Here is a 12,188-nt window from a genome sequence, read left to right on the forward strand (position 1 = left end):
CAGCATGGCTTATCGCCTGCTGACGTCCCTGATCGTACCGCGCCCCATTGCCTGGGTATGTACCTTGGAGGAGTCGGGCAGTGTGAATCTGGCACCGTTCAGCTCCTTTAACTATGTGGCGCATAGCCCGCCCATGCTGGCGATCAATATCAACCGCAATGAGGATGGCAGCTTGAAGGATACGGCCCGTAATTTGCAGGCCAATAAAGAGTGTGTGGTGCAGTTATGTCGTCAGTCTGATCTGGCTGCGGTTCATGCCAGTGCCGCTGCTTTGCCGCCCGGCCAGAGTGAGGTACAGGAGTTGGGCATGCACCTCGTGCCCAGTCAGCATGTGCGTGTACCTCGTCTGGATGGCGCTGCCGTGCAGATGGAGTGCAGGCTGGATCAGGTGGTGGATTTGGGACGGGGAGTTAACCAGCTGCATATTCTGGAAGTGCTGGCCTTCTACGTGGATTCATCCTTGATGGACGAAAAAGGGAGAGTGAATCTGGAGGCGTATCGGCCTTTGGCTCGGTGGGCTGGACCGTATTATGCACAGCGGGGAGATATTCTTCTTCCTTGATGTCATTGCCTGTTGATTGGTTTTCGTCCTGGCTGTGTTTGTAGATCAGTGAGTTTTGGCTAAGGGCCTGCTTTTTTGCTCTACACAGATGACTGAAACATAGACAGCTTTCAAGGGCAGATAACATCAAGCCTGCAATAGACACTTTCGGTTGGGCCAGAAACAAAAAAAACCGCCTTGTGGGCGGTTTTTTTGACTACTGAGCAAGGCGCAAAACTTAATAAACGCCTTGATGACGCATGGCATTGGCGACTTTGACAAAGCCGGCAATATTGGCGCCGTTAACGTAGTTGATGAAGTTGCTTTCTTGACCATAGTTCACACAATTTTCGTGGATGTCACGCATGATGGAGTGCAGCTTTGCGTCAACTTGTTCGCGTGTCCAGCTCAAGCGCTGGGCGTTTTGGCTCATTTCCAGACCGGATACGGCAACACCGCCCGCATTGCTGGCTTTGCCTGGGGCATACAGGATCTTGGCGTGGATAAAGGCATCGACTGCATCCAGCGTGCTGGGCATATTGGCACCTTCGGCAACGCAACGTACACCGTTCTTGATCAGGATTTCGGCATCCTTGCCGTCCAGTTCGTTCTGGGTGGCGCAAGGCAGGGCGACATCCACAGGGATATGCCAAGGACGTTTGCCTTGTTCGTACAGCAGGTGATGTTGCTGGGCGTAATCGACCAGACTGCCACGCTGTACATTTTTAACGTGCATCAGGGAAGCCAGTTTTTCACGCGTAAAGCCATCCATGTCCACCACGCAACCTTGCGAGTCGGAAACGGTAACGACTTTGGCACCCAGATCCAGGCATTTTTCAATGGCGTACTGAGCCACATTGCCCGAGCCGGAAACGGACACTGTCATGCCGTCCAAGGATAGCCCTTTACGTGCCAACATTTCCTGTACGAAATATACGGTGCCATAACCGGTGGCCTCAGGACGAATCAAACTGCCGCCAAAGCACAAATCCTTGCCGGTGAACACACTGGCTGCGCTGTTGGAGAGTTTTTTCATCATGCCGGCCATAAAGCCCACTTCACGCGCGCCCACGCCGATATCACCAGCAGGAACGTCGGTATCGGGGCCCAGGTGACGGTACAGCTCAACGATCAGGGCCTGGCAAAAGCGCATCACTTCGCCATCCGACTTGCCTTTGGGATCAAAGTCCGAGCCGCCTTTGCCGCCGCCCATGGGCAGAGTGGTCAAGGCATTCTTGAAGGTCTGTTCAAACGCCAGAAACTTCAAAATGGACAGGTTCACCGAAGGGTGAAAGCGCATGCCGCCCTTGAAAGGACCGATGGCATTGCTGTGCTGAATACGGAAGCCGCGATTGACCTGAACCTGGCCGCGATCATCTACCCAGGAAATACGAAACTGGATAGCACGTTCGGGTTCGACCAGACGCTCGAGCAGACCATGATCGGCGTACTGGGGGTTTTTCTCGATGAAGGGCCACAAGCTGGTCATGACTTCCCGAACGGCCTGCATGAATTCAGGCTGGTTGGGGTCGCGGGACTGCACTCTGGCTAGGAACTGTTCTAGAGAGATAGATTTCATTGCAAGCGAACTCTGTTTGCAATACTGAGAACTCGAGTCGAACTCAGCAGATTGAAAGAATGGATGCACGGGAATGCACCCGATCATACGCCCATCGCAAGCAAGCCTCTCGTATAGAGAGGCTTGCGCAGGATGTTCGATTTACTTCTTCATCATGTCGAAGAATTCGGAGTTGGTCTTTGTGGCCCGGATTTTGTCCAGGATAAACTCCATGGCTTCAATTTCATCCATCCCATGGATGAACTTGCGCAGAACCCAGACCTTTTGTAGAAGGTCGGGCTTGATCAGCAACTCTTCACGACGTGTGCCTGATTTGTTCAGGTTGATGGCTGGGTAAATACGTTTCTCGGCCAGACGGCGCTCCAGATGGATTTCGGAGTTGCCGGTACCTTTAAATTCTTCATAGATGACTTCGTCCATGCGGCTGCCGGTTTCGATCAGGGCAGTACCGATGATGGTCAAGGAGCCACCTTCTTCCAGATTACGGGCAGCGCCAAAAAAGCGTTTGGGGCGCTGCAGGGCGTTGGCGTCCACACCACCGGTCAAAACCTTGCCCGAAGCAGGGACCACGGTGTTATAGGCGCGAGCCAGTCGGGTAATGGAGTCCAGCAGGATCACCACATCTTTTTTCAATTCAACCAGGCGCTTGGCCTTTTCAATGACCATCTCGGCCACTTGCACGTGACGTGTGGCGGGTTCGTCAAAGGTGGAGGCCACCACTTCGCCGCGCACCGTGCGCTGCATCTCGGTTACTTCCTCGGGGCGCTCGTCCACCAGCAGGACGATCATGATGGCCTCGGGGTAATTGGTCGTGATGGCGTGAGCCATGTGCTGCATCATCACGGTTTTACCGGATTTGGGGCTGGCCACGATCAGGGCGCGCTGGCCTTTACCGATAGGCGAGAAGATATCCAGGATACGGCCTGTGATGTTCTCTTCGCTTTTGATGTCGCGCTCCAGGCGCATGGGCTGGTCCGGGTGCAGCGGCGTCAGGTTCTCAAACATGATGCGATGTTTGATGGCCTCAGGCTGCATGCCGTTAACCTTGTCAACTTTTACCAGGGCAAAGTAGCGCTCGCCGTCTTTAGGGGTGCGCACTTCACCTTCAATGGAGTCACCCGTGTGCAGATTGAAACGACGTATCTGCGAAGGGGAGATGTAGATATCGTCTGTGCTGGCCAGGTAAGAGGTTTCTGGCGAACGCAGAAAGCCAAAACCATCAGGCAGGACTTCAAGCACCCCGTCGCCGAAAATCTGCTCGCCCTTTTTGGCGTGCTTTTTCATGATGGCGAACATCAGCTCTTGCTTGCGCAAGCGGTTCGCGTTGTCGATTTCCAGAGTGGCAGCCATTTCTAGCAGCTGCGAGACGTGCAGAGCTTTTAATTCGTTCAGGTGCATGGGAGTGGGGAAGGGCTTTCAGCAGCAGACCGCAGGCCAGCGAAGGGCCTGCGTGCGGTTAATCAGAGATTACAGGGAGCTGTCGAGAAACGCGCTAAGTTGGGACTTGGAAAGTGCACCGACTTTAGTTTCGGCCACTTTGCCGTCTTTAAACAGCATGAGCGTTGGAATACCGCGAACACCATATTGAGCTGGAGTGTCGGGATTTTCATCGACGTTGAGCTTAGCGATGATAACACGACCTTGGTACAGTTCGGCTGCCTCATCAAGCAAAGGGGCAATCATTTTACAAGGACCGCACCAGGCAGCCCAGTAATCGACCAGAACGGGGAGGTCGGCGTTAAGGACGTCAGACTCAAAGGAGGCGTCCGTGATGTGTTTAATGGAGTCGCTCATGGCTAGATACAAAAAAAGTGAGAATAACGAAAAACTATACGTGTGGCGTGACCTGAGCACAATGTATTCTACGGCCAATTGCGACGGTCTTGTTGCCAATTTTTGACAGGATACCATTGCGTCTGGTTGATAATGTGCATTCGCTGCGCAACGCGCGCCAATAAAGCGTTTCCCCACTGGCGCCTAACCACTCGTAAAATAGCGTTTTTCTGTACGATCTACCGGGAATCAAGTTGTCTACTACACGTTACGACGAATCTTCTATACGGGTGCTCAAAGGGCTGGAACCGGTCCGTCAGCGCCCGGCCATGTATACCCGCACGGATAATCCCCTGCATATTGTGCAGGAGGTCATCGATAACGCGGCCGACGAAGCCCTGGCTGGTTTTGCCCGCACACTGACTGTCACCTTGCTGGAGGACGGCGGCATACAGGTTGAGGATGACGGGCGCGGTATTCCTGTTGGCTTGCACCCTGAAGAAAATGCGCCGGTGGTTGAACTGGTGTTCACGCGACTGCATGCCGGGGGCAAGTTTGACAAGCTCAATGGTGGTGCCTACGCCTTTTCCGGCGGTTTGCACGGGGTGGGTGTGTCGGTGACCAACGCCTTGTCGCGCCGTCTGGAAGTGCTGGTCTGGCGCGATGGCCAGGCTAACGAGATTGTGTTTGCCGACGGCGAGCTGGAGCAGCCCCTGACCCAAACGGGCACGGTGGCCAAGCGCAAGACGGGTACCCGTGTGCGGGTCTGGCCCGATGCCAAATATTTTGACTCCGCCCAGATTCCCCTGGCCCAACTGACTCATATCCTGCATAGCAAGGCCGTCCTGCTGGAAGGCGTGACGGTGGAACTGGTGCAGCAAAAAACCGGTCAGCGCCAGCAGTGGCGCTATGAGGACGGTTTGCGCGGCTACCTGCAGGAGGAAATGGAAGGGGTGGAGCTGCTGGTTCCCCTGTTTGAAGGCCGCCAGTACGCCCCGCAAGATGACGATAATTTCTCCGCCGGCGAAGGTGCGCATTGGGTGGTGGCCTGGGCGCTGGACTCCAATATTGTGCGTGAGTCCTATGTCAATCTGATCCCAACCCCAGCGGGTGGAACACACGAATCGGGCTTGCGCGATGGCTTGTATCAAGCCGTGCGCAGTTTTGCCGAACTGCATAGCCTGATTCCCAAAGGCGTCAAGCTGCAGGCCGAGGACGTCTTTGCCCGTGCCAGCTTTGTGCTCTCGGCCAAAGTGCTGGACCCGCAGTTTCAAGGGCAGATCAAGGAAAAGCTCAATAGCCGTGACGCCGTGCGTCTGGTCAGTGGCTATGTGCGCAATGCGCTGGAACTGCATCTGCATGCCAATGTGGATCAGGGTCGCAAATTGGCTGAAGTGGCGGTGCGTCAGGCTCAGGCCCGTACCCGTTCGGCGCAGAAAGTGGAGAAACGCAAGAGCTCGGGCGTGGCCGTGTTGCCCGGCAAGCTGACGGATTGCGAGTCGCACGATCTGGAAAGTTCGGAACTGTTTCTGGTCGAGGGTGACTCGGCTGGCGGTTCGGCCAAGATGGGCCGTGACAAGGAATTTCAGGCTATCTTGCCCCTGCGCGGCAAGGTTCTGAACGCTTGGGAGGTCGATAAGGACCGCTTGTTCGCTAACCAGGAAATTCACGATATTTCCGTGGCGATCGGCGTGGACCCGCACGACGCCCAGTCCGAGCCGGATCTGTCCGGTTTGCGTTATGGCCGTATCTGTATCCTGTCTGATGCGGACGTGGACGGCTCGCACATTCAGGTGCTGTTGTTGACGCTGTTCTTCCGTCACTTCCCCAAACTGATCGAGGCGGGCCACGTGTATGTGGCGCGTCCCCCCTTGTTCCGCGTAGACGTGCCTGCCGCCGGCAAACGCCCAGCCCGCAAGATCTACTGTCTGGATCAGGGCGAGCTGGACGCGACACTGGAAAAGCTGCGCAACGAAGGTATACGTAACGAGTCCTGGAGCATCAGCCGCTTTAAAGGTCTGGGTGAAATGAGTGCGGAGCAGTTGTGGGATACCACCATGAATCCGGACACCCGCCGTTTGCTGCCTGTGCATTGGGGCGAGGATGGCCTGAGCGATACACAAGCCATGTTCACCATGCTGATGGGCAAGGGTGAGGCTTCTGCCCGCCGAGCCTGGTTGGAAGAAAAAGGCAATTTGGCCGATCTGGACGTCTGAGCCCGACTTAAGAGTTATTTATGGATAGCAATCAATTGGATTTTGAACCGGCGGGATCGGACGATAGCATCACGCTGGCGACTTACGCGGAACAGGCTTATCTGGATTACGCCGTTTCAGTGGTACGTGGACGTGCCTTGCCCGATCTGACCGATGGCCAGAAACCGGTGCAGCGCCGCATTTTGTACGCGATGGATGCCATGGGTCTGGGCCCGACGGCCAAGCCCGTGAAGTCGGCCCGAGTGGTGGGGGATGTGCTGGGTAAATATCACCCGCACGGTGACCAGGCCGCCTATGATGCCATGGTGCGTATGGCGCAGGATTTTGTGCTGCGTTATCCGCTGGTAGACGGGCAGGGCAACTTTGGCTCGCGCGACGGTGACAATGCCGCCGCCATGCGTTACACGGAAGCACGTTTGACACCGTTCTCGCGTCTGCTGCTGGACGAGCTGGACGAGGGCACGGTGGACTTCATCCCCAACTACGATGGTAGCCAGAAAGAGCCAGTGGCCCTGCCTGCACGCTTGCCCATCATGCTGCTTAACGGCGCATCGGGGATTGCCGTCGGGATGGCGACCGAGATTCCTTCGCACAACCTGCGTGAAGTCGCCCAAGCCTGCGTCAGCTTGCTGCGCAATCCGAATTTGAGCGATCAGGACATACACGAGATCGTCCCCGGCCCGGATTTTGCGGGTGGTGGTCAGATTATTTCCGCCGCAGACGATATTGCGGCGGTGTACGCCCAAGGCCGTGGTTCCATCAAGGCTCGTGCCCGTTGGGTATTCGAGGAAATGGCCCGTGGCCAATGGCAATTGGTCGTCACAGAATTGCCGCCCGGCAGCTCCTCCCAGCAGATTCTGGAAGAGATTGAAGAGCGCACCAACCCCAAGGTCAAGGCTGGCAAGAAATCGCTGAGCACCGAGCAACAGCAAACCAAAGCCTTGATGCTGAACATGCTTGACGCCGTGCGTGACGAGTCGGGCAAGCAGGCTGCGGTGCGCCTGGTCTTTGAACCGAAATCCCGCGCGATTGATCGGGACGAGTTCGTGACCACCTTGCTGGCGCAGACCAGCCTGGAGCGCAACGTCTCCATCAACCTGGTATGTATTGATACGGATGGCCGTCCCGGTCAGCGTTCCTTGCGCCAGGTGTTGCTGAACTGGCTGGAATTCCGCCGTCACACGATGGAGCGTCGTACTCGCTACCGTCTGGATAAGGTCACCGACCGTATTCATGTGCTGCAAGGGCGCATGGTGGTGTACCTGAATGTGGATGAAGTCATCCAAACTATTCGTGAATCCGACGAGCCGCGTGCCGCCCTGATGGAGCGCTTTGATCTGAGCGAGCGTCAGGCCGACGATATTCTGGAAATGCGCTTGCGTCAGTTGGCGCGTCTGGAAGGCTTCAAGATCGAGAAAGAGCTGAAAGAGCGTCTGGACGAGCAGGAGTCTTTGCAAAAGCTGCTGGACGATCCCAAAGCCTTGAAGCGTCTGATGATTCGTGAGATTGAAGCAGACGTTAAAACCTATGGTGATGACCGTCGTACCCTGATTGAAGCGGCCGAGCGCGCTGTGCTGGAAACCAAGGTGGTTGACGAGCCGGTTACCGTGATTGTGTCGCGCAAAGGCTGGCTGCGTTCACGCCAGGGCCATGGCCATGACGCCTCGCAATTCAGCTTCAAGACCGGCGATGGCTTGCGCGATGCGCTGGAGTGTCGCAGTACCACGGACCTGGTCGCCATCGGCACCGATGGCCGGGTCTATACTGTTCCGGTCTCCAGTTTGCCTTCAGCGCGTGGCGATGGTCAGCCCATTACCTCCATGATTGAAGTCAGCCCCAGTGCGCCCATTGAGCATATTCTGGGGGCGCCTTTGGACCAAAACTACTTGCTGGCTGCCTGCGACGGTTACGGTTTTGTGGCTTCTCAGGGCGACATGAATACACGGCAGAAAGCGGGCAAGCAGTTTGTCACCGTCGAGGATGGCAAAAAGCTGCTCAAGCCCTTGGCCTTGCGCCCGGATGATCAGTACGTGGGCCTGCTCAGCGAGCAGGGACGTTTCCTGGTGGTGGACATCAAGGAGCTGAAAGTGCTGTCCAAAGGGGGGCGTGGCACGGTGCTGATCAAACTGAATGAGGGCGATAAGCTCAGTCAATGGGTTGCCTTTGGTGAGGCGGGTCTGGCCGTCAGCGGAGTGAACCGCAAGCGTCCGTCCACCATCGTGATGGATCTGGACATGCTGGCCAATTATCTGGGCAAGCGGGCAGGCAAGGGCAAGGCCCTGTCGCTTAAATTGAACGACCCTGTGCTGCATCGGCCTGAAGAGTCCTGAATTTGTATAGCCGCCGGAGGCTGGCCCTCCGCCTGATAGATTTCTTTTTTGAGTGTTGGATATGAGTTTCAAAGTCACGGTTCAGCCCAGCGGGCACAGTTTTGACGTACAGCCCGGACAGTCTGTGCTGGATGGCGCGCTCAATGCCGGTATTGTCTTGCCCTACAGCTGCCGCAATGGCACCTGTTCGTCTTGCCGTGGCAAGGTCATTGAAGGCGAATACGATGCAGGCCGTGCGCCCGAGCAGTTGCTGAGCGAAGAGGACCGCGCTGCAGGTTACACCCTGTTCTGTCAGGCCAAGCCCAGCAGCGACATGCTGATTGAGTCCCACGAAATTCGTATGGCGACCGACATCCAGATTCGCAAGATGCCGTCGCGCGTGGTGGGCCTGGAAAAAGTGCGTGATGATGTGATGGTGGTGCGTCTGCAAATGCCATCGTCCGAGCCATTCCGTTACTACCCAGGTCAGTATCTGGAGTTCATCCTGAAGGACGGCAGCCGTCGCAGCTACTCCATGGCCACACCGCCACGGGAAGACAATCAGGTGGAATTGCATATCCGTCACATGCCCGGTGGCGTGTTTACCGACCACGTCTTTGGTGCCGGTGCTACCGCCATGAAAGAGCGCGAGATTCTGCGCGTGGAAGCACCTTTGGGCTCTTTCTTCCTGCGTGAAGATAGCGCGGCTCCTATGGTGTTTCTGGCCAGCGGTACAGGTTTTGCTCCGATCAAGGCCTTGATCGAGCGCCTGATTCAAACCGGCAGCCAGCGCGAAGTGGCTTTGTATTGGGGCGGGCGTCGACCCAAGGATCTGTACCAGTCCGAACTGGCCGAGAAATGGGCCAGCGAACTGCCTAACTTGCGTTTCATTCCGGTGATTTCCGACGCTCAGCCTGAAGATGGCTGGACAGGTCGTACCGGCTTTGTGCATCAGGCGGTACTGGCTGATTTGCCTGATCTGTCGGCCTGGCAGGTGTACGCCTGTGGCGCGCCGGGCATGGTTGAAGCGGCCCGCAAGGATTTTGTGGAGCAGGCTCAACTGAATCCGGACAATTATTTTGCAGATGCCTTTACGTCGCTGGCAGACGTAAAGTAAGTGTCTTGATCAATAGCTCAACAAGCGGACAGTACACATGAAAGTAGCAGTTCTGGGCAGCGGCATTATTGGGGTATCAACTGCCTGGTGGCTCAGCCAGCAAGGTTGTGAGGTGGTGGTCGTGGATCGGGGAACCGGTCCCGCGCAGGAAACCTCGCGTGCCAATGGCGGGCAAATCTCGGTCTCGTATGCCGAGCCCTGGGCCAACCCGAAAATGCCGCTCAAACTGCTGAAATGGTTGTTGCAGGACGATGCTCCCTTGTTGTTCCGTCCGCGTCTGGACCTGCGCCAGTGGCGCTGGTGCTTGTCTTTCTTGCGAGAGTGCCTGCCGGGGCGGGTTACGCCCAATGTGCGCGCGCTGGTGGCCATGGCGGAATACAGCCGCAGCACGCTCAAGCAATTGCGTCCCAGTCTGGATTTTGATTATCGCCATCAGGAAAAAGGCATCATTACGTTTTACCGGGATGCCCAAAGCCTGGACGACTCCCAGCAAATGGCCGACGTCATGCGAGATATGGGAGTGGACCGCCGCATCATGAGCGTGGACGAACTGGTGCAGCTGGAGCCTGCCCTGGCATCGGCGCGCGGCCAGATCGTGGGTGGCGACTACACCAAAGATGATGAGTCGGGCGATGCCAATCAATTCACCTGCGGTTTGGCGGCCATGGCCAGGCGAGCCGGAGTGGAATTTCGCTTTTCTACTCAAATCACCCGTTTGCTGACGGCCAAGGGCCGAGTGGTGGGGGTCGAGGTCATAGGCGCGGATGGTGCGTACGACTCCATACAGGCAGACGCCTTCGTGGTGGCCATGGGTAGTTTCAGCCCTACCGTCCTGCAGCCGCTGGGAATTTCCTGCCCCGTTTATCCGGCCAAAGGCTATTCGGCCACCTTCCCGGTGCTGGTCCCCGAGGGCGCGCCTACTGTCAGCCTGACAGATAAAGATCACAAACTGGTTTTTTCCCGCCTGGGCGATAGCCTGCGGGTTGCTGGAACGGCCGAATTGTCGGGCTATACGCGTAGCTTGAACCCCGCCCGCTGTCAGGCTTTGTTAACGCATGTGGCTGATCTGTTCCCAAGCGCATTGGATTTTGATAATGTTCATTTCTGGTCAGGACTGCGTCCTGCCACAGCATCAAATGTCCCACTGATAGGCCGATCCTCCATTCCCAACCTGTACCTGAATACCGGGCATGGCACCTTGGGGTGGACCATGGGCATAGGCTCTGGCCGAGCCTTGGCGGACCTGGTCATGGGGCACAAACCCGAACCTGAATTTCCTTTTTTATCTTGAAGGATGTATGAAAAATCTACGCGGATTACTGTTGAAACGTGGTGTTATGGCTTTGGCGATGGCAGCGGGTGGCTCAGCCGCTTTGCTGTTCGGGTCGACCGCCCTGGCAGCCGTTGATATTCAGGTCTGGACCGCTTTGAACTCGCACAATCAGGACGAGTTCGAACGCTTGGTTCGGGATTTCAATCGTAGCCAGAGCGACGTCAAGGTGTCGGTCAAGGCGCATGACACAGAAGCCTCTTTGGAGCAGGTCATGCAAGCGGGCAAGGATTTGCCCAATCTGGTGCAGTTAGGCGAGATGTCCGGCCTGGACGAGGTCGCCGACCGCTCCTACATCATGCCCATGCACACCTTGCTGGCCCGGGAAAAAATGGACAATGTGTCCTGGTTCCTGGCCTCGAATTCCTTTGTGCGCAATGGCCGGGGCCAATTGCAAGGTTTCCCCTACATGGCCGAAATTCCGGTCATGTACTACAACCTGGAAGCGTTTGATAAAGCCAAGATCGAGCCTCCCGTGCCCAGCCGTGTCTGGCTGGACTTGCAAGCTCAACTGGTTGATCTGGCCAATAAAGGCTCGCGCCGTTGTCCTTTGACCTCCGACCAGTCTGTCTCCATCAACCTGGAGAACCTGGCAGCGGTTAATAACCAGATTTACGGTCTGGCACCCGGACCCAAGGTTAAAGGCAAAGTGGGCTTTGATTTTGACGTGATGTATATCCGTCACTTGTCCATGATGATCAGTTGGGTGAAATCCGAGCTGATGGTCAAACCCGGCACCTTGCCCGAGTCGCCCCAGCGTTTTGCCAAGGGTGAATGTGCAGTCATGTTCTCCAACTCCGGCCATATCGGTGAGTACAGCGACACGCGCGGCCTGAAGTACGCTGTGACTGGTCTGCCTTACTACCCTGAAGTCACCCAAACCCCCGGCAAGCCTTTTGTGACTGGCTCCGCTCTGTGGGCGGTGAAAGGCCATAACGCTGAACAGAACCAGGCCTCGGCCCGCTTCATCAGCTGGTTGGCCCAGCCAGAGAATGCCGCTCGCTGGTATCAGAAAACAGGCTTTTTGCCTGTAAGCCGTGAAGCCTTTAACGCGACGGGTAGCGACTACTACAAGGACAAGGGCGACTGGATGCACCTGGTGGGCGCCTACAGCAGCGGTACATCGGGTACAGCCAAGGGCAACTTCCGTAACTACCGCCAGATTCGCGCCGTGTTCAACCAGAGCCTGGAAAGCGCGCTGGACGGTCAGCAACCTGCCATGACGGCCTTGCGTACCGCCGCCACGGAAGCCAACCGACTGGTGGCTCAGAAAGGACGCTGATTTATCTGTGCGTACAAGCCGATCTAGCGGTTTGAGCGAGC

Annotated in this window: 9 protein-coding genes; 6 read left to right on the forward strand and 3 right to left on the reverse strand. The window is 56.5% G+C overall.

The window, feature by feature from the left end:
* Positions 1-4 precede the first annotated feature (4 nt).
* The gene (locus ACFPDR_RS06840) at positions 5-562 is read left to right on the forward strand and encodes a flavin reductase family protein (protein ID WP_257112047.1); all 558 of its coding nucleotides are present in this window, start codon (positions 5-7) and stop codon (positions 560-562) included.
* A 217-nt stretch (positions 563-779) separates the two neighbouring features.
* Here the strand turns inward: ACFPDR_RS06840 and gdhA are convergent, their stop codons facing one another.
* The 3 genes from gdhA to trxA all read right to left on the reverse strand — a co-directional run bounded on the left by gdhA (position 780) and on the right by trxA (position 3,914).
* Positions 780-2,120, reverse strand: coding sequence for an NADP-specific glutamate dehydrogenase (gene gdhA / locus ACFPDR_RS06845; RefSeq protein ID WP_009455932.1), 1,341 nt, complete (start codon positions 2,118-2,120; stop codon positions 780-782).
* A gap of 141 nt (positions 2,121-2,261) precedes the next feature.
* Positions 2,262-3,518: a transcription termination factor Rho gene (gene rho / locus ACFPDR_RS06850; protein WP_009455931.1), complete on the reverse strand. Its 1,257-nt coding sequence runs from the start codon at positions 3,516-3,518 to the stop codon at positions 2,262-2,264.
* Between the two features lie 69 nt (positions 3,519-3,587).
* A complete protein-coding gene (trxA, locus tag ACFPDR_RS06855) occupies positions 3,588-3,914 on the reverse strand; it encodes a thioredoxin TrxA (protein ID WP_009455930.1) in 327 nt (108 codons plus the stop codon).
* A gap of 227 nt (positions 3,915-4,141) precedes the next feature.
* Here trxA and ACFPDR_RS06860 point away from each other — a divergent pair, with 227 nt between their 5' ends.
* The 5 genes from ACFPDR_RS06860 (at position 4,142) to ACFPDR_RS06880 (ending at position 12,147) form a co-directional block, all read left to right on the forward strand.
* Positions 4,142-6,109 (forward strand): DNA topoisomerase IV subunit B, encoded by a 1,968-nt coding sequence (locus ACFPDR_RS06860; RefSeq protein WP_374698172.1) that lies wholly within the window; start codon positions 4,142-4,144, stop codon positions 6,107-6,109.
* A 20-nt stretch (positions 6,110-6,129) separates the two neighbouring features.
* A complete protein-coding gene (parC, locus tag ACFPDR_RS06865; protein ID WP_376910929.1) occupies positions 6,130-8,439 on the forward strand; it encodes a DNA topoisomerase IV subunit A in 2,310 nt (769 codons plus the stop codon).
* A gap of 61 nt (positions 8,440-8,500) precedes the next feature.
* The gene (locus tag ACFPDR_RS06870; RefSeq protein WP_009455928.1) at positions 8,501-9,535 is read left to right on the forward strand and encodes a CDP-6-deoxy-delta-3,4-glucoseen reductase; all 1,035 of its coding nucleotides are present in this window, start codon (positions 8,501-8,503) and stop codon (positions 9,533-9,535) included.
* Positions 9,536-9,572: 37 nt separating this feature from the next.
* Entirely contained in the window at positions 9,573-10,826 is a 1,254-nt protein-coding gene (locus tag ACFPDR_RS06875; protein WP_226348393.1) for a D-amino acid dehydrogenase, read from the forward strand.
* Between the two features lie 7 nt (positions 10,827-10,833).
* Positions 10,834-12,147, forward strand: a complete 1,314-nt coding sequence (locus ACFPDR_RS06880; protein WP_009455926.1) for an extracellular solute-binding protein — start codon at positions 10,834-10,836, stop codon at positions 12,145-12,147.
* The last annotated feature ends 41 nt before the right edge of the window (positions 12,148-12,188 follow it).

The sequence above is a fragment of the Alcaligenes sp. GCM10023179 genome (assembly GCF_042653705.1).
Classification (GTDB): Bacteria; Pseudomonadota; Gammaproteobacteria; order Burkholderiales; family Burkholderiaceae_B; genus Alcaligenes; species Alcaligenes phenolicus.